The 22,668-nt window shown below is 31.1% G+C and carries 20 protein-coding genes; 14 read left to right on the forward strand and 6 right to left on the reverse strand.

All coding sequences use genetic code 11. The features are described 5' to 3' along the window. Nucleotides 1-45: 45 nt before the first annotated feature. Genes metQ through metN form a run of 3 tightly spaced genes read right to left on the reverse strand, consistent with a single transcriptional unit; the run spans nucleotide 46 to nucleotide 2,563 of the window. The gene (gene metQ, locus LPB87_RS18395; protein WP_230728850.1) at nucleotides 46-864 is read right to left on the reverse strand and encodes a methionine ABC transporter substrate-binding lipoprotein MetQ; all 819 of its coding nucleotides are present in this window, start codon (nucleotides 862-864) and stop codon (nucleotides 46-48) included. A 21-nt stretch (nucleotides 865-885) separates the two neighbouring features. Further along, complete coding sequence (gene metI, locus LPB87_RS18400) at nucleotides 886-1,539, reverse strand: methionine ABC transporter permease MetI (RefSeq protein WP_230728851.1); 654 nt, start codon at nucleotides 1,537-1,539, stop codon at nucleotides 886-888. Further along, the gene (gene metN / locus LPB87_RS18405) at nucleotides 1,532-2,563 is read right to left on the reverse strand and encodes a methionine ABC transporter ATP-binding protein MetN (RefSeq protein WP_230728852.1); all 1,032 of its coding nucleotides are present in this window, start codon (nucleotides 2,561-2,563) and stop codon (nucleotides 1,532-1,534) included. The genes metI and metN overlap by 8 nt, the downstream gene beginning before the upstream one ends. Nucleotides 2,564-2,942: 379 nt before the next feature. Here metN and LPB87_RS18410 point away from each other — a divergent pair, with 379 nt between their 5' ends. The 3 genes from LPB87_RS18410 (at nucleotide 2,943) to LPB87_RS18420 (ending at nucleotide 5,758) form a co-directional block, all read left to right on the forward strand. After that, a complete protein-coding gene (locus tag LPB87_RS18410) occupies nucleotides 2,943-4,358 on the forward strand; it encodes a HAMP domain-containing sensor histidine kinase (RefSeq protein WP_230728853.1) in 1,416 nt (471 codons plus the stop codon). Between the two features lie 76 nt (nucleotides 4,359-4,434). Next, a complete protein-coding gene (locus LPB87_RS18415; protein WP_129538909.1) occupies nucleotides 4,435-4,848 on the forward strand; it encodes a response regulator in 414 nt (137 codons plus the stop codon). Nucleotides 4,849-4,873: 25 nt separating this feature from the next. Further along, complete coding sequence (locus LPB87_RS18420) at nucleotides 4,874-5,758, forward strand: urea transporter (protein ID WP_230728854.1); 885 nt, start codon at nucleotides 4,874-4,876, stop codon at nucleotides 5,756-5,758. A 2-nt stretch (nucleotides 5,759-5,760) separates the two neighbouring features. Here the strand turns inward: LPB87_RS18420 and LPB87_RS18425 are convergent, their stop codons facing one another. Next, nucleotides 5,761-6,522, reverse strand: coding sequence for a LexA family transcriptional regulator (locus LPB87_RS18425; protein ID WP_129538907.1), 762 nt, complete (start codon nucleotides 6,520-6,522; stop codon nucleotides 5,761-5,763). Between the two features lie 118 nt (nucleotides 6,523-6,640). On the opposite strand from LPB87_RS18425, the gene LPB87_RS18430 reads away from it, so the two are divergent. Further along, nucleotides 6,641-7,267 (forward strand): alpha-ketoglutarate-dependent dioxygenase AlkB, encoded by a 627-nt coding sequence (locus LPB87_RS18430; RefSeq protein WP_129538906.1) that lies wholly within the window; start codon nucleotides 6,641-6,643, stop codon nucleotides 7,265-7,267. 589 nt (nucleotides 7,268-7,856) lie between these two features. Here LPB87_RS18430 and LPB87_RS18435 read toward each other — a convergent pair. After that, the gene (locus LPB87_RS18435; protein WP_129538905.1) at nucleotides 7,857-8,726 is read right to left on the reverse strand and encodes a cupin-like domain-containing protein; all 870 of its coding nucleotides are present in this window, start codon (nucleotides 8,724-8,726) and stop codon (nucleotides 7,857-7,859) included. Nucleotides 8,727-9,476: 750 nt separating this feature from the next. On the opposite strand from LPB87_RS18435, the gene LPB87_RS18440 reads away from it, so the two are divergent. From LPB87_RS18440 to rclC, 10 genes are all read left to right on the forward strand, one after another. Next, a complete protein-coding gene (locus tag LPB87_RS18440; RefSeq protein ID WP_129538904.1) occupies nucleotides 9,477-10,088 on the forward strand; it encodes a sigma-70 family RNA polymerase sigma factor in 612 nt (203 codons plus the stop codon). A 90-nt stretch (nucleotides 10,089-10,178) separates the two neighbouring features. Continuing rightward, on the forward strand, nucleotides 10,179-11,294 hold the full coding sequence (locus tag LPB87_RS18445; protein ID WP_230728855.1) for a FecR family protein: 1,116 nt from the start codon (nucleotides 10,179-10,181) through the stop codon (nucleotides 11,292-11,294). Nucleotides 11,295-11,447: 153 nt separating this feature from the next. Continuing rightward, on the forward strand, nucleotides 11,448-15,167 hold the full coding sequence (locus LPB87_RS18450) for a SusC/RagA family TonB-linked outer membrane protein (protein WP_129538902.1): 3,720 nt from the start codon (nucleotides 11,448-11,450) through the stop codon (nucleotides 15,165-15,167). Between the two features lie 10 nt (nucleotides 15,168-15,177). Further along, nucleotides 15,178-16,665: a RagB/SusD family nutrient uptake outer membrane protein gene (locus LPB87_RS18455; protein ID WP_207209631.1), complete on the forward strand. Its 1,488-nt coding sequence runs from the start codon at nucleotides 15,178-15,180 to the stop codon at nucleotides 16,663-16,665. Nucleotides 16,666-16,676: 11 nt separating this feature from the next. After that, a complete protein-coding gene (locus tag LPB87_RS18460; protein WP_129538900.1) occupies nucleotides 16,677-17,537 on the forward strand; it encodes a putative zinc-binding metallopeptidase in 861 nt (286 codons plus the stop codon). 43 nt (nucleotides 17,538-17,580) lie between these two features. After that, complete coding sequence (locus tag LPB87_RS18465) at nucleotides 17,581-18,921, forward strand: DUF4302 domain-containing protein (RefSeq protein ID WP_230728856.1); 1,341 nt, start codon at nucleotides 17,581-17,583, stop codon at nucleotides 18,919-18,921. 460 nt (nucleotides 18,922-19,381) lie between these two features. Next, nucleotides 19,382-19,633 carry a hypothetical protein gene (locus LPB87_RS18470; RefSeq protein WP_230728857.1) on the forward strand — a complete coding sequence of 84 codons (252 nt, stop codon included), beginning with the start codon at nucleotides 19,382-19,384 and terminating at the stop codon, nucleotides 19,631-19,633. 100 nt (nucleotides 19,634-19,733) lie between these two features. Then, nucleotides 19,734-20,081 (forward strand): hypothetical protein, encoded by a 348-nt coding sequence (locus LPB87_RS18475; RefSeq protein ID WP_230728858.1) that lies wholly within the window; start codon nucleotides 19,734-19,736, stop codon nucleotides 20,079-20,081. Nucleotides 20,082-20,095: 14 nt separating this feature from the next. Further along, a complete protein-coding gene (locus tag LPB87_RS18480; protein WP_230728859.1) occupies nucleotides 20,096-20,944 on the forward strand; it encodes a helix-turn-helix domain-containing protein in 849 nt (282 codons plus the stop codon). A 78-nt stretch (nucleotides 20,945-21,022) separates the two neighbouring features. After that, on the forward strand, nucleotides 21,023-21,583 hold the full coding sequence (rclC, locus tag LPB87_RS18485) for a reactive chlorine resistance membrane protein RclC (protein ID WP_347349804.1): 561 nt from the start codon (nucleotides 21,023-21,025) through the stop codon (nucleotides 21,581-21,583). Nucleotides 21,584-21,636: 53 nt separating this feature from the next. Here the strand turns inward: rclC and LPB87_RS18490 are convergent, their stop codons facing one another. Further along, entirely contained in the window at nucleotides 21,637-22,668 is a 1,032-nt protein-coding gene (locus LPB87_RS18490; RefSeq protein ID WP_230728861.1) for an AraC family transcriptional regulator, read from the reverse strand.

A 22,668-nucleotide genomic window follows, 5' to 3' on the forward strand; every position in this document is an offset into this window, starting at 1 on the left:
GCATTGCAAAACTCTTTTTTTATAACTACAACTGAATGCTAAAAACTACCAGCCCTTAACAGCGCCTCCTTTAAATTCTTTTTCAGCAGCTTTTGCTACTTCTTCAGATTGGAATGCTTTAAGGAATTTTTGAACCTTTTCTTCGTTTTTATTATCTTCTCTAGAAACAATTAAGTTTACGTAAGGAGAATCTTTATCTTCTACAAACAAGGCGTCTCTAGATGGTACAAGACCTGCTTGTGATGAGAATGTATTATTAATAATGGCAATGGTTACATTTGCATCATCTAATGCTCTTGCTATTTGTGGTGCTTCTAATTCCAGAATTTTTAGGTTTTTTGGATTTTCGGCTATATCAGTTACTTTTGGCAAAAGTCCAACACCATCTTTAAGTTTTATAAGTCCGTTTTTTTGTAATAATAATAACGAACGGCCACCATTGGTTGGATCATTAGGAATAATAATAGTGCTTTCTGGTTGTAACTCGCTAAGTGATTTTATTTTTTTAGAATAACCAGCTATAGGATAAACAAAGGTTTTCCCGATAATTGCCAGTTTGTATCCTCTCTGTTTAGATTGCTCGTCAAGATATGGTTTGTGTTGGAATGCATTTGCATCGATATCTCCTTGGTTTAATGCTTCGTTAGGAACTACATAATCATTAAAGGTTATTAACTCTACATCAAGGCCGTATTTTTCTTTAGCAACTTTTTGAGCAGCTTGTGCAACTACAAATTCAGGTCCGGCAGCAACACCAACTTTAATATGGTTAGGGTCGTTTTTTTTGTCTTTTCCGCAGTTAGCAAATACTAATGTAAGTAGTAGTATTCCTGTAAGTATTGAAAATTTATTTTTTGTATTCATGGTTTTAAAATTTTTTTTTTTTTATCTGTGATCAAAACGTTTTGAGAGTGCATCTCCAATAAATTGTATAATAAATACTAGCGCAACAAGAAGAATCAATACTATATTCATGATTGTAGCGTCATAACCAATATATCCGTATTGGTATCCAATTTGTCCTAAACCACCAGCACCTACAGCACCACCCATTGCTGAATAACCTACAAGTGTGATTAGTGTAATTGATGCGGCATTGATGATAGAAGGAAGTGCTTCTGGTAATAAAACCTTATAAACAATCTGAAAAGGTGTTGCTCCGAGTGCTCTTGCAGCCTCTATTAATCCTGAAGGCAATCCTAAAAGACTATTCTCAACCAAGCGTGCAATAAATGGAGCAGCTCCTATACTAAGAGGAACTAATGCAGCACTAACTCCAATAGAAGTTCCTACTAATGCTCTTGTAAAAGGAATCATCCAAACAATTAAAATAATGAAAGGAATAGATCTGAAAATGTTTACTACAACCGATAAAATTCGGTTAAATACAACATGCTCCATAATTTGTCCCTTGCGGGTTAGGAATAGAAAAATACCTGCTGGAAGTCCCAATAAGAAACCGAAGAATCCAGAAAGTAAGGTCATTATAATAGTTTCTAATGTACCTTTTAATAATAATAGTATAATAGATTCAGACATAGCCTAATATTTCAGTTTTAATATGTTTTTCTTTAAAAAAGTTGATTGCTTGATTTTGCTCACTTTCATCACCAGAAAGTTCTACAATAAGGATTCCAAAATTAGCATCGCCAGCAAATGCGGTTTGTGCAGTTATAATATTAGCATTAACATTAAATTTTCTTGCTGCTTGGGTAAGGATAGGCTCATTTACCGACTTGCCATTTAACTCTAATCGCAATAATGGATTTAGTCCATCTTTGTAAACTATAGAGAGGCGTTCTTGATATATTTCAGGAATTTCGATATGTAACGAAGAAGCAATAAATTCGCTTGTTAAAGGATGTTTTGGATTGGCAAATATCTCCCCAATAGTTCCTTGTTCTATTAATTCACCATTGCTAATTACGGCAACTTCATCACAAATGGCTTTTACAACTTCCATTTGATGGGTGATAAGTAATATGGTAATATTTAATCGTTTGTTTATGTCTTTTAGTAAATTTAGAATAGACCTTGTAGTTCCTGGATCCAAAGCACTTGTCGCTTCATCACACAGTAATACTTTAGGATTATTAGCCAAAGTTCTTGCAATAGCAACACGTTGTTTTTGACCGCCAGAAAGACTAGCAGGGTAATCATTTATTTTTTCTTCAAGACCTACAAGCTCTAGTAATTCTTTAACTCTGTTTTTTATTTCGTCTTTAGAAACTCCAGCTAGTTCTAATGGAAAAGCCACATTACCAAAAACAGTTCTGGACGAAAGTAAATTAAAATGTTGAAAAATCATTCCGATTTGTCTTCTTTCTTGTGCTAATTCAGAATTTGAACGATATAATAACGACTTTCCGCCAATGATTACATCACCAGATGTTGGTTTTTCTAATAAGTTAATACAGCGTATAAGTGTACTCTTTCCTGCTCCTGAAGTACCAATTACACCAAAAATTTTCCCTTCTGGTACATGAAGGGAGACATTATTAAGGGCTGTAATTTCCCTTCCAGTCTTGTAAAACTTCTTGGTTATATTTTTTAATTCTATCATATCTAACTATTTGTAATCATTAATAAGATAAAGTGAACATTTAATTTTTGAAGAATTAAAGCCAACTAAATGTGCTTTTTTACTTTAGTCTTTTAAATTATTGTGCAAAGGTAACTCAGAATTTGATATAATAAAATCTATAGGTTAAGTAGAATAATAATAAAATGTTAATTTTTAAAATAAAATTTGCTTGAAGTACTGATTTACAGTGTTTAATTTTTCTGATTTAAAAGCTAATTATGCATTATAAATAAAGTTAAACTTGTTAAAATATTGCATAAGATTTTGTTTTTTTGTTAGAATTATCTAATAAATGCTTAAATTTAAATCAATTTAAAAATACTTGATATAAATATGCCCCATAATCATTATTTATAATATGCCGAAAACTAAAATTATAGAAAACCTTAAACTTCCAAATGTCTATATTCTTTTACTAATAGTATTTTTTTCATGTGCATTATTAATTTTTATTAATTTTTATACAATTAAGATTTTATCTGCAAACAGAGCGTATGTAAATGGAGAATCACACTATTCAAAAGGACAGAAAGATGCAGTAAGACATCTTATAACATATTTGTACACAGAAGATGAAGAACAGTGGAAATTATATCAGGAAGAATTAAAAGTACCTCAAGGTGATGGGATTGCCCGAATTTTACTCTTAAGTAATGGAGATGTCGATAGTATTAAAAAAGCATTAAGAGATGGTCGCAATCATGAAAAGGATTTAGACGATATGATTTGGCTATTTAGAAACTTTAAATCTGTTTCTTTTTTAGCGAAAGCCATTAATGAGTGGGAACAGGCAGATAATTTAGTTAATCAATTAGCTGAGATTGGGAAAAGTATTGATGAGAAAATAAAAGCGGCTAGTTTAAATGAGGAGTATCAAAAAAAAACTCTTAATTTAATTAGTGTAATAAGTGAAAAATTAACAATAAATGAACGCAAATTTTCGGATACGTTAGGAGAAGGAACACGTGCAATTAAAGATCAATTGATATTTACGAATATTATTTTTATTTTAATAATTGTTAGTAGCGTTTGTATCTATTATTCGATAATGGTAAAAAAGATTATAATATCAAAAAAAGAAGTAGAAGCGAAGAATGAAAATTTAATTCTTGCAAATAAAGAACTAGATAGATTTGTTTATAGCGCTTCACATGACTTAAGATCTCCAATTACTTCTCTCAAAGGGCTGATAGAGATTGCACAAATGGAAGACGATTTAGATCAAATAAGAGAATATCTCAATTTGATGAAATTAAGCTTAATTAAACAAGATCAATTTATAAGTGATATTATAGATTATTCTAAAAATAAAAGAAAAGGAGTCGTTTTAGAATCGATAAGCTTAATAAGTTTGTTTGAAGGAGCGATAATACAACATACACATATAAAAAATGCAGATCGCATTGTAGTAGATATTGAAATTTTGGTTGATGTAATTAAAAGTGATAGTCTTAGATTAAAAATTATTATAAATAACTTACTCTCTAATGCTATAAAATATGCTGATGAAAACAAACAAGAAATGCGTATTTTTATTAAGACTTACATCGAAGGGAATTTTTATAAAATCGAAGTAATTGATAATGGAATTGGAATTAAACCAGAATTTAAGGAGCATATATTCGAAATGTTCTATGTTATTGATAGTAATAAAGGTTCGGGATTAGGTCTTTATATATTGAAAGAAGCTGTGAAGAGCCTTAATGGAAGTATTGAAGTAGAATCTGAGTTTACTGTTGGAAGTAAGTTTGTAGTAACAATACCTAGATTATAATAAAGCATATGATTTAAATATTTAAGAGATTAAAATAAATGTTAATACCATATTCCCCAAAAATAGTATCGACACCATGGAATCTAAATATGTATTTTTGCTGATAGAAGATAGCGATATCGATAAGCTGGTTATAAAACAACTGCTTAAAAAGGTACTTGAAGTAACACATGTAAATGCTGTTAATAATGGTAAAGAGGGAATCGAATGGATTATAGATAACCGAAAGAGTTTTACTCAATCTCTAGTTATTCTTCTTGATATACAAATGCCAATAATGACTGGATTTGAATTTCTTATAGAGTATGATAAACTTTCAGATGATTTAAGGCATGAAACTCAAATATTTGTTCTTTCGTCTTCATTAGTGAAGGAAGAAATAAAGCGGATTAAAAATAATCGCTATGTAACAGATTTCCTAAGTAAACCTATAGATATTGAGGAGTTTGGAGATGTGTTATATCCAAAGCTAAAGAAAAAAGTGCAATAAAATATTTGAGAAATAAATTTAGAATATGGTGCGATTAGATAGAATCGAAAAACATTTTTCTTGGCTAGTAATTTTACTAAAAGGAGTAGGTCAAATTATGCTACAACAATCTGCTTACACAGGTTTGTTTTTTTTGATAGGAATATTTTATGGATCTATCACTATGGGAGTAGGAGCCTTATTAGCAGTTTCTGTTGGTACAATCACAGCATATTTATTACAATATGATAAAGATCAAATTACAAATGGAATTTACGGCTTCAGTGCTACTTTGGTAGGTGTAGCACTTACTTTTTATTTTGAAGCAACATTAATTGTTTGGATAGCTGTTGTAATTGGAGCAGTATTAGCTACAGTTATACAACATTGGTTTAGTGATAAAAAGATTCCAGTATTTACATTCCCATTTATTCTGGTTACATGGGGAATAATGTATTTGCTAAAGGATGTTTTCTCAGTTGGACCATCTGCGTTTTTGGATATTCCAGCAGAAATTAATCAGGATTTTGCCTTTGGATTTCGTGGGTATGGTCAGGTTATATTTCAAGGAAGTACGCTAGCTGGGCTGCTATTTTTTATTGGCGTATTTGTTAATTCTCCATTGCAGGCACTTTATGGTTTTTTTGGAGCTGTAATTGCTGGTTTTATGTCTAGATTATATGATGCTCCGATAGAATTAGTTATGACTGGATTGCTTAGTTATAATGCAGTATTATGTGCTATAGTTTTTTCGGGAGATAAAATAAAAGATGGAATTTGGGTAATAATTGCAATTATTCTCTCATTAGTTGTCAGTTTTATTATGAGCGTTTATCAAATGACTCCACTTACTTTTCCTTTTGTAGCAGGTACTTGGAGCGTTTTGATAATAAAGAAAATGACAGCAAGAATAAGTGATTATAAATATTAAAACTATTTGTCTTTAAGCGTTTTAATTTCGTTTTTTAATTCTAAGAACATGGTTTTAATAGTATCTATTTCGGATGTTTTTTGTTCTTTATCATTTCTACCAATATTACATACATATTCCCAGATTTCGAGAATATTTGAAGCCTTTACAAGATAAGGAGGATAGAATGTATTATCAGAATGTGCCATTAAATCATTTTTCCCATTTTTGTTGAGACGCTTATACACGATACCATCAGTTTTTGTAATAAGAATGTAGGTTTTGCCATCTAGAACTTCGCCTAAATTCTCTACATACCTGCCAACAATAAAAGAGCCGTTTTCGTGAGGAGGCATCGAATCGCCTTCTACAGGAAATGCTCTGTGTTTTCCGTGACCTAAGAACGGGAGTGAGATGTGTTGTAAGTTTTCGATAAACTCAGGATCAGCATAGCCAGAAAGATAGCCTGCTTTTGCTTTATGTGGAATAATTTCGATTAAATTGTCACCATTTCTATCTACCGTAATTGGTAGTAATATTCGGTTATCGCCCAATTTTAGCAACTCACCTAGAGGAATTTTTTTCATTTCTACAGAAAGTAAAATATCTATGCTAATATGAAAAAAGCGTGATATAGCTACTAATATTTCTGGTGGAGGAGAGTTCTTTCCATCTTCGTATTTGGCATAACGATCACGAGATATATGTAAACCTTCGGCTACTTCACGTTGTGAAATCTCTTTTCGGGCTCTAAGGTGCTTAATATTTTCAGAAAATAACGACATATGTTAATGGGATAATTTATCACAGTAAATATATTAAATTTGTGACGATATATACTAATTTTGTTTTAAATATAAAATAGATACCAATTACTGGTTCATTTCACTTAATTCAATTAGCATGTTACTTTTTAATGATACCGAAATTTTTACAAGTGGTAATAGAGAAAAAAAGGTTTTTGACCTCCCGGATACAGAATTGATATTGTCTGATTCTCTTTTTACTAAAGAGGAAGCTGATCATTATTATAATGTGTTGCTAAACAATACTGCATGGCGTGAATATGAAATGGAAATGTATGATAAAACGCTTAAAGTTCCACGTATGATTTCTTGGTATGAAGACAAAAGTAATATTGGTGTTGCACTAGATTCTCCAGATTGGACGCCCGAATTATTGCAGATAAAAGAACGAGTAGAGACAGAGACAGGAGTTAAATTCAATAGTGTGTTGCTCAATTTGTATCGAAACGGAAAAGATGGAGTAAACTGGCATAGTGACCGAGAGCAAAATTTTGGAAAAGATGCTATTATTGCTTCTGTAAGTTTTGGAGAGACTCGAATGTTTAAGTTAAGACATAAATTTAAAAAAGAAATTCCACAATTAGAAATTCCGTTATATCACGGGTCTTATTTATTAATGGGAGGAACAACACAAAGTTTTTGGCAACATCAGGTTCCTAAAAGCACAAAAGATATTTTACCAAGAATTAATCTTACTTTTAGGATTGTAGACAGGAAGTTATAATTTTTTAGTCTGTGAAGAAAAAATTAACCGCAAAGTGCACAGTTCCGATAGCTACCGGGATACGCAAAAAGTGTAACGTTTTAAAGCTTCTACAAAATGAAAATTGAACCATTAAGAAATAAAGTTTCACTAAGAACAAGGTTTAATTTTTATTGATTTCTTAATGGCAAAAAAAATTGCGCTTATTAGTGTAATTTGTTGTAGAAAATAACCCAAGTTTTTCTTCAATTTTGTCATTCTGAGCGGAGTCGAAGAATCGCATTAAACTCACACAATCTTTGTCGAGCTACTTGCGGAGCCCCTTCCTGCGTCGGGATGACAATTTTGTGGAAATTTTTAGCGAAAAATAACAGCAAAGCCTAAACCTTTTAATCTTTTAAATCTGTGAAGAGAAAAATTAACCTCAAAGTGCACAGTTCCGATAGCTACCAGGATACGCAAAGAGTGTAACGTTTTAAAGCTTCTGCAAAATAAAAATTGAATCATTAAGAAATAAAGTTTCATTAAGAAAAGAACAAGACTTAATTTTTCTTAATCTCTTAATGGTAAAAAAATCGTGTAAATCGTGGCAGACTTTTTTTAAGATTAATCATTGTTTTTCCAACAAAGCATTTGTTCTACGAATGGATTCTTCGTCTTTATAATCTAGCCAAGCTTGTCCTTTGCGTTTTCGCATCCAGTTATCATAATGGCGTATGACTGTTACATTAAGTAATGCTTTGATTACATTAGTTGGTCTGCCAGATAAGGAACGTAGGCTTAATGAAAATCCCGGAGTAGTATATTTCATATAATGCCACCAGCCCTCAGGCATATAGAGCATTTCGCCATGTTGCAAATTGGCAATATATGGTTTTACGTATTTAAGAGCAGGAAACTTGTCGTAATCGGGATTATCAAAATCGATATCTTCATTACAAATCCAGGAATAGGGAAGGCGATACATGTATTTTGTTTCTTTGGGATCTACAAGAACGCATTGTTTTTTTCCTTGAAAATGGATATGAAATATGTTGGGGAAATCAATATCATAATGCATAAATACTTTAGCATTTTGACCTCCAAAAAAGACCAATGGTAAGCTTTTTATTAGTCGAAGACCAAGTTTGGGCCATCTCATATCGGCTCTCATAGAAGGCACATCTTTCATTAAATTATATAGAAATATACGTAAATGAGTAGGTCCTTTTTCGAGTATATCAACATATTCAGACATAGTCATTGTAAAATCGGGCTCATTGACTTTTTTGGTATGATCCGTTTTACGATTGTCGTATAAAGGAACCGTTTTATCCCCTGCTACTTCTCTTAAAAAGTCAAAATTCCATTTTGTAAAGGCAGGCCAATCTTCTATTTGATTAGTTATGACTACAGGTTTTTGTGGCTTATAATAGTTTTCTATGAATTCTTTTTTTGTAAGTTTCTCTACTCTTTCAATCTCTATATATTTAAATGCCATAATTAAAATTTTAAAATTGTTAGAAAACAATAAAGTTACATATTCTAGGAAAATTTCTACATAAAATTAAATCATTTTTCTTGTTTAGCGTAATGATATGTCTATAGTTTGTATGAAGATTGTGTTTTTTGGTGTGGATTATGGGATAAAAATTATTGTTAGATCATTTACTTCTTAGCTGATAAACGGTATCGTCTATGTGTTTTTATTATTATAAAAATAAGTTAACCTAAAGTTATTGAATTTTTAATTTATATGCTCAAAAAAAGTAAATTTCTATAAAAAAATGCATTTTCATTTTGATTGTTATATTTCTTTAAAAATTTATGATTATAAATTACTTTTCTATTCATAATTGTTTATGTTTGTTAATAAAACATTAAATATAAGGTTAAATTTAACTTTTTCTTTTTTAGATGTTTTGTTTAATAAATAGAAACCTATTGCTAAACTGTTACCTGATAGCGAGGGCTTTTAAGTTTTGTAAACAAGCGTATTTATTAGAATTGTCGCAATACAATCACGATTGAAATTCATTGAAATGTTAATAAAAATAAAATCATTTGTTAAATTGATTGCTACTTATAAATTTGAAAATACAGTAGAACTTCAATTTATCAAGAAAATAAAATGTAGGTTTTTATTTGTTAGCAATGAAAATTTTAAACCAAAAAACTTCAATGATAATTCTAACTGTCCTATCTATCAGTATGTTTGAATTAAAGATTGTTAATTAACCAAAACCAAATTATGAAAGTCCAAACAATAACGAAGGTAGATGTCCTTGATGATTCTATACTCTGGAATAATCTGAAGGCTGGTGATGAAAAGGCCTTTTCATTACTTTTTGAAAAGCATTATGCGCATTTAGTTCGTTATGGAAATTCGCTTTCTGCTTTTGCAGAAAAAGTGCAAGATTGTGTGCAGGATGTATTCACAGATATTTGGGTATATAGAGAAACATTAGATGATTCAGTTGTTGTAAAAGCCTATTTGTTATCTAGCGTACGTAAGAGAATTGCCCGACTTCATGAGCGTGATCATATTTTTCGCAAGACAACTTCTATAGATTCGATTGAATTTTTATTTGATTTCTCTGTTGAGCATCAACTTATCGCTGACGAAGAAACTCTAGTTAAAGTTTCACATCTTAATAAATTATTAAATAGTTTGCCAGCAAGGCAAAAAGAAGCTTTATATTTAAGATATAATGAAGGACTTAGTGTGGAGCAAATTGCAGAAATGCTTAATGTTAATTACCAATCGGCTAATAACTTGTTACACCGTGCTTTATTAAATCTTCGTAAAGAATGGAAAGGTAATATCTCCCTTTTATTGCTTTTATCACCAGGCCTTTTTTAGTTTTTTTTAATTAAATGTAAAAAAAATCATAAATAAGTGAGTATATAAAATAAAATCTGTCCTCTATGTTTTTGTAACCCTTATTATAAGATGCAAGAACGTAACAATTATAAAGAAGTAGAAGATTTTTTAGCTGACAAATCATTCCGAACATGGGTTCAATCTGAAGAAGATTTGGATCGCTGGGAAGAATGGACTCTTGAGAATCCTAAACGTGCCAAATTAGTAGAAGAAGCTCGTTTATGGTTGTTGGCAATGAATGTGCCTGAGAGTACTTTGTCTCAAACGGATATTCAATTAGCATTAGAGGCTACTTGGAACAAGATTGAAAGAAAAGAAATTACTCAAAAAGGAATAAATTTCTCTGTATTCAAACTTTGGAGTAATTATTGGCTTCGCGGAGTTGCTGCAGCTTTAGTTTTAGGGCTTGCAATTAGTTGGTTATATAAGAATAATATAAATTCTGACAATACAATTGTTACTTATAAAGAACTTGTAAGTGAAAACTACGAAGGTCTTGTAGAGCAAACCAATCACTCTAATAAATCACAAATTATAACTTTATCTGATGGTAGTTCTGTTTTGTTAAAGCCAAACAGTAAGCTAAGTTACCCTAAAATATTTATAGGGAACGAGAGAAAAGTTTATCTATCTGGCGAAGCTTTTTTTGAAATTAGTAAGAATCCCAATAAACCATTTTTTGTCTTCGCCAATGAGATAGTTACCAGAGTAGTGGGAACAAGTTTTAGGATTAAGGCATATTCTGATCAGCCTAATGTTGAGGTGCTTGTTCGAACAGGAAAAGTTACTGTTAAGTCAAATGAATTACTTACAAATTCAAAAAAGAAAGAAGTTGTTTTATTACCTAATCAAGCCTTACGTTTTGTGCGACAAGGATTTACTTTTAATAAAATTACTGATATTACACTAGATGAGTCTTTAGCCCACTCAGTAGGTAATATTGAACAGCTAAGCTTCGAGTTTACTGATATTCCAGTTACACAGATACTCAAGACCATTGAACAAGCGTATTTGGTAAAGATTGATTATCCCCATTCAAAACTTAAAGATTGCCACCTTACGACTTCGTTAAGTGACCAACCACTACCAGAGAAACTCAAAATTATTTGTAAAAGTCTTGGTAACAATACAAGTTATGAGATGAATGGAAATCAAATCATCATTACATCCAACGGATGTGAATAATAGCTAATGCTTATGTAAAAATGATATAAAAAAAGCGCCGAAAATGCTGTAACATTCTCGACGCTTAAATGAAATCAAATTGCACTCTGTAAAGTGCAGTTTGTGTTGTTCCTCAATACCCAGTAAATAGTATTAATTAAACAAACCAAAATTATGAAAAAACCTGTTGTTAAACAACGATTACTCTTTCGAATCATGAAAATAACATTATTTCAGTTTGTCTTGGCGTTTGTCTTTTCAAGTGTCACTATGGCAAATAGTGTGAAAGGACAAAGGAAATTGGACACGAAAGTAACTATTGACGTTGTTAACTTAAGTTTGGATAACGCATTATCTAAGCTTGAAAAATCAGCTAAAGTTAAGTTTTCGTATAACTCAAGAATGACTCAATTGAATCAAAAAGTGAGTATCGAAGCCAACGATGAAACTTTATCAAGTATTCTAAATCGTGTACTTAAACCGTTCAGTATTACTTACTCAGAGGTAAGTAATCAAATTATATTGCAAAAGGACAGCTCACAAGCTGCTAATTTTGAAGATGTAAATGTATCAAGTTCATTGTTTGAAAGTTTATTTATTCCTGTTGTAAAAGGAAAAGTAATTGATCAAAACGGCAGTCCTTTACCTGGGGCTACTGTACTTGCAAAAGGGAGCAAGGTTGCAGTGCTTACTGATTTTGATGGTAATTTTACAATTGATATGCCAACCAATACTACAAGATTAATAGTCTCTTATGTGGGTATGGAAACACAAGAAGTTAGCATTGATAAATCGCCTCTTACTGTTGTTTTAAATGAACAAGGACAGAATTTAAAAGAAGTTGTGATCACAACGGGTTATGAAAAAACTTCAAAAAGAACTTTTACAGGAGCGATTAGTAAAATTTCGGGAGCGGAGTTAAAAATGGATGGTGTTGTAGATGTAAGTAGAATGATTGAAGGAAAAGCTGCGGGTGTTACTGTTCAAAACGTAACGGGTACATTTGGTACTGCACCTAAAATTACCGTGCGTGGATCATCATCAATTTTTGGAGATACCAAACCGTTATGGGTAATTGATGGTGTTGTACAAGAAGATATCATTAATTTATCTTTTGCAGATTTGGCTTCAGGTAACTCAGAAACTTTATTAAGTTCATCAGTTGCAGGTTTAAACTCTAATGATATCCAAAGTATTGAAATATTAAAAGATGCTTCGGCAACTTCTATTTATGGATCAAGATCTTTAAATGGGGTAGTGGTTGTAACTACAAAACAAGGGCGTAGAGATACACCTCTAAAAATATCTTATTCGTTAGAACAATCTGTTAGGGCGGTTCCTAATTATAGTCAATATGATATTTTGAATTCTCAGGAGTCGATGAGTATTTATAAGGAAATGGAAGCTAAAGGGTATCTTGATTTGCCATCAACAGTAAACGGTAGATACGGTGGTGTATATAATATTTTAGGTAAAGCTATAAATACCTATGTTCCTGAAAATGATAGCTATTTGGTAAACAATGATCCTGTAAGTCGTAATAATTTTTTAAAAAAATACGAGTTAGCCAATACTGATTGGTTTAAAGTTGTGTTTAGACCATCTATAACACAAAGTCACTCGTTGAGTTTTTCTGGAGGAGGGAAAAACAATACATTTTATGCTTCTTTAGGTTATTATTCAGATCCAGGATGGACTATAGCTGATAATGTAAAACAACTTTCATCGAACATAAAAGGAACCTTTTTTGTAAATGATAAATTAAACATTACTTTATCTACTTTAGCTTCTGTAAGAGATCAAGGAGCTCCAGGAAGTTATGAAAGTCAAAAAGATGAAGTTTTTGGAAAAGTAACTCGTGATTTTGATATAAATCCCTTTGCCTATGTGTTAAATACAAATAGAACGTTAAGGCCTTATGATGAGAAAGGGAATCTAGAATATTATAGAAATAACTGGGCTCCAATGAATATTATTAATGAGTTGGCTAATAATTTCATGGAAATTGAAGTTAAAGATATTCGTTTTCAATTGGATTTAGATTATAAAATAAATCCACATTTAACGTATAATCTTACGGGATCAGCTCGTTATGCTAATACTACAAGAGAGCACAAAATATTAGAAGGTTCTAATGTTGTAAGTGCTTATAATGCGGGAGTTGGTAATGATTTAAATACAATTGTTCAAGACGAAAATATCTATTTGTATCAAGATCCAAATGATCAAACAGCACCAAAAGTTTCGGTATTACCAAGTGGAGGTTTTTTGAGAAAATTTTCTAATGATTTGACTTCATACAACATCAGAAATAGTGTTAGTTACAGAAATACGTTACATGATAAGCATGAATTAGAAGGTTTGTTTGGAACTGAATTACGATCTGTAGATAGAAGTAGTGATAATTTTACAGCAGCTGGAGTTCAATTTAGTAGAGGTCTTACCCCTTTTACTGATCCTAAGTTTCTTGAAAAAATCATTAACGATGGAGGTTCATATTACGGTTTAAATGAAGAAAGAGAAAGAACAGTTGGTTTCTTTGGAAAAGTAGGTTATACCTATGATCGTCGTTATACTGCGTCTTTGACAGGACGTTATGATGGATCCAACAGACAAGGTAATAGTAATTCTTCTAGATGGTTGCCTACATATACGATAAGTGGTAAGTGGAATATTGCTGAAGAGAAATTCATGCAAAATTTAAAAGCGGTAAACAATTTAGCATTAAGAGCTTCTTATGGGCTTACAGCAACAGCTGGACCAGCTACAAATTCTTTGGCTATTTATAAAAGTTTCATCACCAACCGTTTTAATGTTTCTGATAGAGAAGCGGCAATTAGAATTGACGACTTGCAAAACGGTGATTTAACATGGGAAAAACAATTTGAAACTAATATCGGTTTAGATCTAGGGATGTTTAACAATCGTATACAACTTACTACTGATATTTACAGCCGTAAAGCCTTTGATTTAGTAGATTATGTACTTACTTCAGGAGTTGGTGGTCAAGATATTAAACAGGGTAATAATGCTGATATGGAGACCAAAGGTCTTGAGTTAGGTTTTACAACAAAAAATATTGTTACTAAAGATTTTAATTGGTCAACGACTCTTAATTTTTCTATATATGATCAAAAAATTACAAAATTAGCAAATCAGCCTTCTGCTTTTGATTTAATTGATTCTAATGGAGGAAATGCTTTAGGGAGACCAAGAAATTCAATTTATTCATATCAATTTACAGGTTTAAATAACCAAGGGTTACCAACATTTGTTATGCAAGATGGTGCCGTAAATAATATTACTGGGGCCAATTTTCAAGACATTGATAATGTTACAAATTATTTAAAATATGAAGGATCTATAGAGCCAAATAAATCAATTGGTCTAGCCAATACTTTCACTTATAAAAATTGGTCATTATATGTGTTCTTCGTAGGATCTGGGGGGAACAAGGTACGTTTAAACCCTATTTATGATAGTGAATACGATGATTTAACAGTATTCACAAAAGATTTTACTAACCGTTGGATAAACCCTGGTGATGAGAATGTTACAAATGTTCCAGTTATAGCAGATAAGAGATTAAATGAAAATAATGGAGGGGCAAGTACATTAGCGCGAGCATATAATACTTATAATTATTCAGATGTTCGTATAGCTGATGGAGATTTTGTAAGACTAAAAAATGTTTCATTAAGTTGGGAGTTTCCTAAAGAGTTTAAGAGAAAGTTGGGTGTGAATACATTTACCTTAAGAGGGTCTGCAGTGAACCCTTGGTTAATTTATTCAGATAAAAGATTAAACGGTCAGGATCCTGAATTCCGTAATACGGGTGGAGTAGCTCTACCAGTTACTAGTCAATACACTTTTACTATAAATCTTTCATTGTAATATTAAGAATATGAAAAATATAAAAATAATTATGTCCCTATTAGTACTTGTAAGTATTACTAGCTGTGATGAATTCCTTTCGGAAACGCCAGATAATAGAACTCAAATAGATACTCCAGAAAAAATTTCGGAGTTATTGGTTACTGCTTACCCAAATGCAACTTATATGGATATAGCAGAAACCATGTCGGATAATGTTTTTGATAGTGAGATATCTAAGATATCTTTAAAAAATGAGCAAAATTACAATTGGGAGATGCAAACAGAAACTAATGTAGACACTCAAGCAAGATTTTGGAATGAGTCTTATAAAGCAATAGCATCTGCTAATCAAGCTTTGGTAGCTATAAAACAACTCGGAGATACACCAGATCTTAACCCTAAAAAAGGAGAGGCTTTACTGGCTAGAGCTTATTCGCATTTTATGCTTGTTACATTATGGTCTAATCGTTATAATCCTTCAACTGCAAAATCTGATTTAGGAATTCCTTATATAATAGAACCAGAAACAGCTTTGATTAAGCAATATGCTAGAAATTCTGTTGCGGAAGTTTTTGATATGATTCAAAAAGATTTAGAAGAGGGACTTAAATATGTAACAAATGATTATAAGGAACCTAAATTCCATTTTAATAAAGAAGCAGCAAAAGCTTTTGCATGTCGTTTTTATTTAGTCAAAGGAGATTGGAATAAAGTAATTGAATTGTCTAAAGATCTAGGAGTTACACCGTTTGGTAAGCTTAGAGACTATAGTACTTTTAATGCATTTGCATTTGCACAAATGCCTATAGAGTATTCAAAAGAAGATAAAACAACTAATTTATTGGTATCCTATCCTTATTCTATTTGGAGGAGAGCTTATTCTAATAGATTTTATCTTACAGGCAATAAACAGGATTTGATACTAGGAAAAGAAACTAATATTTTTGGTAAGCCTTGGTTAACTAGTACTTCAGGGATTTATCTAGGAGGAATTAATGTTTTTGTTAATAAATTTTATGAGTATTTTAAATATACCAATGTAACTGCTCAAATTGGAGAACCTTATACAGGTACTGTACTCTTTAGTAATGATGAGTTATTCCTGAACCGTATTGAAGCGCATGTAATGACAAATCAGATTGATCTTGCCAATAGTGAGTTGGAATATTTCTTTTCAACAAGAACATCAGGGTATAATGCAACTACTGATAAATTAACTCAAACAAGTGTAATGGAAATGTATCCAGTAATTAATAACGAGTATACTCCTTTTTATGCTTTAACTCCAATACAAGCATCTTATATTAAAGCAATAGCAGAGGCGAGAAGAAGAGATTTTATACACGAGGGAATCAGATGGTTTGATATCAAACGCTTTAATCTTGTAGTACAGCATGATACATATACTGCAGGAAAAGTTAGTAAGAAAAACATCTTGATTAAAGATGACAAACGTAGAGCTCTACAGATACCACTTAGCGCATCAAATAACGGAATTGAAAAAAATCCTAGATAAAATTTAGTATTATGAAATTATTAAATAAATATAAAACATTAGTGTTGAGTATAGTAGTGTTAATATCAGCTTCTTGTACTCATGAAGATCAACCTAAAGAGAGCCAGCTAAATTATATACAACCTGTAAGAACAGACTTGGATAACTGGATTATTACAAATTATACCAATCCATATAATATTGATGTGAGATACCAATGGAATCAAAATACAGTAGACAATACTAGATATTTATTTCCTCCAACTGTAGATAAAGTTAAACCAGCCCTAGAAATTGTAAAAAAGATATGGCTTGATAGTTATTCGACCGTTGCTGGAGCTGATTTTGTTAAGAAAATAGCACCAAGAGAATTTGTTTTAGTAGGTGGTGTAAATTTGAATTCAACAGGTACAATTACATTGGGATTAGCTGAAGGTGGACAAAGAATCTCGCTTTTTCAAGTGGATAATATTGATAAGAAAAGCCGTCCAGATGTTTCTGAATTTATTCATACCATTCAGCATGAATATGTACATATCTTAAATCAAACAAAACCTTTTGATCAGCAGGCATGGGCAAAGTTAACTCCATCTGGATATACTTCAAGTTGGTATGTTGAAACAGTTGAAGATTCAAGAGAGTTAGGGTTTATAACTAGTTATGCAAGATTAAATATATTTGAAGATTTTGCAGAAACTGCAGCAATAATTTTGCTTAGTTCAGAAGCAGAATATGCTGCTATTCTAGCAGGAATAACTAGTACTACAGGTAAGGATGCTATTCAGAAAAAAGAAGCACTTGTAGTTAAGTATTATAAAGATGCATTTAACATAGATTTTTATGATTTAAGAGATGAAGCACAAAAAAATACAGATGCTGTAATTAATAATTAATAGCATTCAATAATACATATACATAATTATAAAAAAACATATTATGAAAATAAAAAATATATTTAGTTATCTAATTGTAGCAATTTTCGCATTACAATTAGTTGCTTGTACTAATACAGATACTGAACAAAAATTTGATCAGACACCAACTGAGCGAACTAATGCTCAGAAAAAAGAACTCAATGATTTATTGTTATCCTCTGAGTATGGTTGGAAAGCAATTTATTTTACAGATAGCACACAATTAGGAGGTTTTACACACCTTTTTAAATTTTTGCCTAACGGAAAAGTAAACATGGCTTCAGATTTTAATACTGACACAAAAATGTACAATAGTCAGTATGAAATTCAGCTAGGAAGCACTGTAAGTGTTGTTTTTACGACTGCTAGTAGAATACACCTTTTATCGGATTCTAATAACTTTCCTACAGCAGCTCTTCGCGGAAAGGGGTATCTCGGGGATTTTCAGTTTCTATATTATGGACAAGATAAAGAAGATATTATTTTTAGAACAAATAGAACAGTTCAGGAATTACGATTTGTAAAAGCTACGGCAGAAGATTGGTCAGATTTAAATAAAAATGCTATTACTCTTAATAACATTAATGGAACTGCTACAAGTCCATTATTTAGACTATTGGTAACTAATGATGGGACTGCAACACATAATTTTGATTTTGATTTTAATACAAATGCTCGTTTTGGGGAAGCGACTTCTTTGGATCCTACATATGATGAAAGCTACAATTTTGGTTTTTCTTATACACCAACTGGAGCAATAGCAAAACCTGCAGTAGTTGTTAAAGGGCAAAAATTAGCAAATTTTATTTTTGATAGCGTAAATAATTCTTTTGTTGCCACAGGTAGTGATGGAGTAAGTGCAACTATAAAATATACTAACACTCCCCCTACGTTAACAGATGATTATAAGGTGTTACTTCCAGGTAAAGTAGGAGCAAGATTTGGATATTTTCCAGATGATTTAACAGCTGGTGCTTCTACAAATTCACAATTTTTTATTGATGAATTAGCTAAAATTAATGCTAGTTTGCCAGATGGTATAACTTTGGGATCTGTTCAACTTTATCTTAATCATTCTCTGGGTAATTTTATTTACTATACTTTTAATGGAAGATCAGCTGTTTTTCATTATATAGATGTAGAAGAAGATGCTGTTGGTAAAAAAATTATTTTTAAACATAAATCATGGAATGGTAACACAACTTCAGCTGCACCAAGTTTTCTTGCTAGTTTTGATAAAAATTTAGTGAATGCTAGTGGAGTTTATGTAAAAAAAGAAAACTTTAGGCTTACTTATGCAAATAGTGTTTATACTTTTACTAGTAGTGTAAGTTCATTTAGAATGACTACTTGGTTGCTTTAATACTTAATTTTGAATAAAATTTGTAGTTCGTTTAGAGCAGTAAATTTTTGAATAAAAGATGTAGAATAGCTGTGTTTTTCACTATAATTGAGAAAATAGTTCGGCAGGCTAATTTAAATTAGCCTGTTTATTTTTATCCAAGTTCTGTAATTAGTTTTATAACTTGAATGTTTGAGTAATAAAAAATATTGTTTTTATGATTAAACTAATATTTTTAATGGCTTTTGTTTAAAGCAGTTTTATAATTTAGTTTGTATTTTTTTAAGGGAAGCCGTCTAACTAGACGGCTTTTATGTCTTATTGATCTTTTCTACAAAATAAAACTTTAATTTCTACTATTTTATTTAAAAACAATTGTTTCTTTTTTAAAAGTATTTTCTTATATTTAACAATTAAAAGTCTAAAAATCAATGGACTTAAAAGGATTGATGAATTTTAAAATCTAATTATTTAATTTATTATGTTAAAATCAATTTTGAATTTAAATGGAGTAGAATTACTAAGTAAAAATCAACAAAAAAACATTATTGGTAATGGGCAAAATGGACCAGTCATTCAACCAGCATGTGCTGCTGGTGATTGGGCACCTCCAGGAGCTACCAGTGTAACTCATCCTAATTACCCATGTGCGCATACAATAGGCGAGCCTATTGGTGAACGTCCTAGAGTTTGTGCAGAACCAGGTAAAGATAGTATATTTCCTCCATGTTAATGATTAATCAAAGCCAGTATTTAATACTGGTTTTTTTTTGCCCTTTAAGAATGATATTAATTAATCATATATTAGAGAATATTTAATTATATCAAACTCTATGATGCCTACCTTTGATAAAGAAGTTTTGGTTACAATCGAAAAAATAATTGGGATTCCTTTTATAGCAGAATTGTATCTTGACGGTAGTGTATGTTTCGCAAATAACGATGAAGTTCGACCAGAGTTTAGGCAACATTTTAATGTATTTCATGTTTTAGATTATGTTAATGCAAGTATTTGTAAATCAGAATTACCATTAAAAACAGATTTTATTAAAATTCAATACCCTCAAGATTCAATTTCTTTTTGGAAACAAGTTGCGGTAGGAGCGACGCTTAGAAAAAGTAACTTGCTAGAACAAAGTGTTATTGAAAATTATTCTGAGATAAAATGGCACAGTAAATAAAAACGAAAAATTTAATGAAGGAAAATGGAATAGATTATAAAGATTGTATGGTTCAGGATTGCGATACAAATTATATCAATTTGCATGGGAGTTCTCCACTGTATAGTATTTTTCTTTTGGAAGGAACAGGAAAGGTTAGTGTAGATTTAGTAGAATATACTTTTGAAGGTAAAATTATATTATTTACAAGTCCCTATCAAATTATTCATTTTGATGTTGAAAAGCCACTTATAGCTAAGCGATTACAGTTTCATGGAGATTTTTATTGCATAGAATATCATAAAAAAGAAGTTGCTTGTAATGGTCTTTTATTTAATAATATATACCAGCAACCCTATGTAAATCTTAAAGAAAAAGACTTTACGGAATTAGATTATATTTTAGGAAAACTAATTAGAGAGTTAGAAAATAGAACTAGTTATGCTATGGCAGTAGTACGTTCTTATTTACAATTGATACTGGCACTATGTAGCAAAATAAAATCAGAAGACAATCTTGTTCATGAAGAAAGGAACATACATCACCCGTTGATTCAGTTTAAAGAATTATTAGAAAATAATTTTCGCAAAGAAAGACAACCTTCTTTTTATGCTACTCAAATGAATATCTCGTCTAATAGCTTTTCGAAATTATGCAAACAGTATTTTTTGAAAACACCATCTACACTCATCCACGAAAGGGTGATTCTTGAGGCAAAAAAACTCATTCACCTTAGTTATAAAAGTATGAAGCAAATCGCAGCTGAACTTAATTTTGATGATGAAAATTACTTCAGTCGTTATTTTAAAAAGCATACTGGCATTACACCAACTGCATTCAGAGAGAATGTTGGTATATCTATCGTAGCAGATTTGTCTAGGTAATATCCCTATCTGTCCATTGTGAGAAGAGCCTAGCGTTTGTAATTTTGATTTTTATATTTATTACCTTAAAAAAATAAAATTATGAAAATAATAGTAGCCTTATCAGAATTGCAAAACCAGTTTTTTAATTTAATGCGCATAGCCATTTTTATAGTAATGGTATGGATTGGAGGACTTAAAGCTTTTCAATATGAAGCAGATGGTATTGTACCATTTGTTGCAAATAGTCCCTTAATGAGTTTCTTTTATAATAATCCAAGTGAATACAAAGATCATAAAAATAAAGAAGGAGAAGTAGTCGAAGACAATATCAAATGGCATATGGAGAATGGAACTTATATCTTTTCTTACGCACTAGGTGGAGCAATTATAATTATTGGATTACTTACCTTATTTGGAATTTTTAATGCCAAAATAGGTCTTATAGGTGGAGTACTTACTGCAGGTATGGCTCTAGTAACACTTACTTTTTTAATTACTACGCCAGAAACGTGGGTACCAGATTTGGGCAGTTCTACGCATGGTTTTCCTTATTTATCTGGAGCTGGACGATTGGTTATTAAAGATGTTATAATGATGGCAGGTGGTTTGCTATGTGCGTCGGATTGTGCTAAAAGAATCATATCTCAAAATAAGTAATTTAAGATTCTATCTTGTAAGGCTATCTCATCAGATAGCCTTTTTTATTTGTACTAACCAAGGAACAAAAAGCTAGTTATCCAGGTGTTAACGCTGTTCCAATTGATTTTAAATTTTTGTGGAGGAAAACCATAAAAAGCTTTAAATGCAGCAGAGAAATGCGAAACATCTTTGTAACCACATTTATAGGCTACTTCAGTTACACTTATGGATTTAGATTGAAATAATTCTTTGGCATGTTTCATCCGAAGTTCAATAATATAACTTCTCACAGTTGTCCCAAAACAAGCTTTGAATCCCTTTTTGAGTTTGAATTCGTTTAGTGAAATCATCCTTGATAGCTCGGAAAGAGTAGGAGCATGTACATAATCCTTATCCAAAATTAATTTAGCCCGCTGAAGTTTGTTATAATCATCTTCGTTTATGAAATCTTTTGGGGCTGTTTTCTCAATTAGAGTTTCTAACTGTAAAATTAAAAGTTCTTTAATTTTTGTTTCAATATACATTCTTTTTAAGATGCCCTGACGATTACAACTTTTAATTTCATGAATTACCCATAATATTGATTGTGTAAAGGGAATGTAGCTAGAAGTTAAATAGCTGGATTTTTTTAAGAGTATGTTTTTCGAGAATTTTTGATGAAGTTCCCAATCTTCATTGATAATATTGTAATAGAAATCTTTTGACAAAATGATAGAAAAGTAATTCATCTGCTCAAATGGAAGAATTTTAAAAGTGGCTTTATAATTTGATGTATAAAAGATATTGTGCGTGTTTTCTAGTGTAAATTTTTCGGTTTCTAGCTGATCAATATGGGTTTCGACATTGTTACAATATATAAAATTCATTATAATCGATTCACAACTAATCTCAAATAAAATTGTTTGAGGTTCAGAGAAATACATTTGAGTGTCTAGAATTACAAGTCCGTCCGTTATTAAATGAAAGCTTTTTATTTCCTCTTTGAGTTCATTTTTACGACATATTTTTTCTTGTATCAGGTGACTTTTTGGGTCATAGCCATCGCGAGTCACAATAGAAACTATTGATTGGTCTTGATTTATAAGTTTCGATTTAATTTTCAA

Source organism: Flavobacterium sp. EDS, from assembly GCF_020991525.1.
Taxonomy (GTDB): domain Bacteria; phylum Bacteroidota; class Bacteroidia; order Flavobacteriales; family Flavobacteriaceae; genus Flavobacterium.

What these genes read in the sequence shown, in the direction of transcription:
- LPB87_RS18465 (WP_230728856.1), top strand. Translation starts at nt 17,581, where the DNA reads ATGAAAATAAAAAATATATTTAGTTATCTAATTGTAGCAATTTTCGCA.
- LPB87_RS18420 (WP_230728854.1), top strand. Translation starts at nt 4,874, where the DNA reads ATGGTGCGATTAGATAGAATCGAAAAACATTTTTCTTGGCTAGTAATT.
- LPB87_RS18440 (WP_129538904.1), top strand. Translation starts at nt 9,477, where the DNA reads ATGAAAGTCCAAACAATAACGAAGGTAGATGTCCTTGATGATTCTATA.
- LPB87_RS18470 (WP_230728857.1), top strand. Translation starts at nt 19,382, where the DNA reads ATGTTAAAATCAATTTTGAATTTAAATGGAGTAGAATTACTAAGTAAA.
- LPB87_RS18455 (WP_207209631.1), top strand. Translation starts at nt 15,178, where the DNA reads ATGAAAAATATAAAAATAATTATGTCCCTATTAGTACTTGTAAGTATT.
- LPB87_RS18460 (WP_129538900.1), top strand. Translation starts at nt 16,677, where the DNA reads ATGAAATTATTAAATAAATATAAAACATTAGTGTTGAGTATAGTAGTG.
- metQ (WP_230728850.1), bottom strand. Translation starts at nt 864, where the DNA reads ATGAATACAAAAAATAAATTTTCAATACTTACAGGAATACTACTACTT.
- LPB87_RS18475 (WP_230728858.1), top strand. Translation starts at nt 19,734, where the DNA reads ATGATGCCTACCTTTGATAAAGAAGTTTTGGTTACAATCGAAAAAATA.
- LPB87_RS18435 (WP_129538905.1), bottom strand. Translation starts at nt 8,726, where the DNA reads ATGGCATTTAAATATATAGAGATTGAAAGAGTAGAGAAACTTACAAAA.
- LPB87_RS18445 (WP_230728855.1), top strand. Translation starts at nt 10,179, where the DNA reads ATGCAAGAACGTAACAATTATAAAGAAGTAGAAGATTTTTTAGCTGAC.
- metN (WP_230728852.1), bottom strand. Translation starts at nt 2,563, where the DNA reads ATGATAGAATTAAAAAATATAACCAAGAAGTTTTACAAGACTGGAAGG.
- metI (WP_230728851.1), bottom strand. Translation starts at nt 1,539, where the DNA reads ATGTCTGAATCTATTATACTATTATTATTAAAAGGTACATTAGAAACT.
- LPB87_RS18480 (WP_230728859.1), top strand. Translation starts at nt 20,096, where the DNA reads ATGAAGGAAAATGGAATAGATTATAAAGATTGTATGGTTCAGGATTGC.
- LPB87_RS18430 (WP_129538906.1), top strand. Translation starts at nt 6,641, where the DNA reads ATGTTACTTTTTAATGATACCGAAATTTTTACAAGTGGTAATAGAGAA.
- LPB87_RS18425 (WP_129538907.1), bottom strand. Translation starts at nt 6,522, where the DNA reads ATGTCGTTATTTTCTGAAAATATTAAGCACCTTAGAGCCCGAAAAGAG.
- LPB87_RS18410 (WP_230728853.1), top strand. Translation starts at nt 2,943, where the DNA reads ATGCCGAAAACTAAAATTATAGAAAACCTTAAACTTCCAAATGTCTAT.
- LPB87_RS18415 (WP_129538909.1), top strand. Translation starts at nt 4,435, where the DNA reads ATGGAATCTAAATATGTATTTTTGCTGATAGAAGATAGCGATATCGAT.
- LPB87_RS18450 (WP_129538902.1), top strand. Translation starts at nt 11,448, where the DNA reads ATGAAAAAACCTGTTGTTAAACAACGATTACTCTTTCGAATCATGAAA.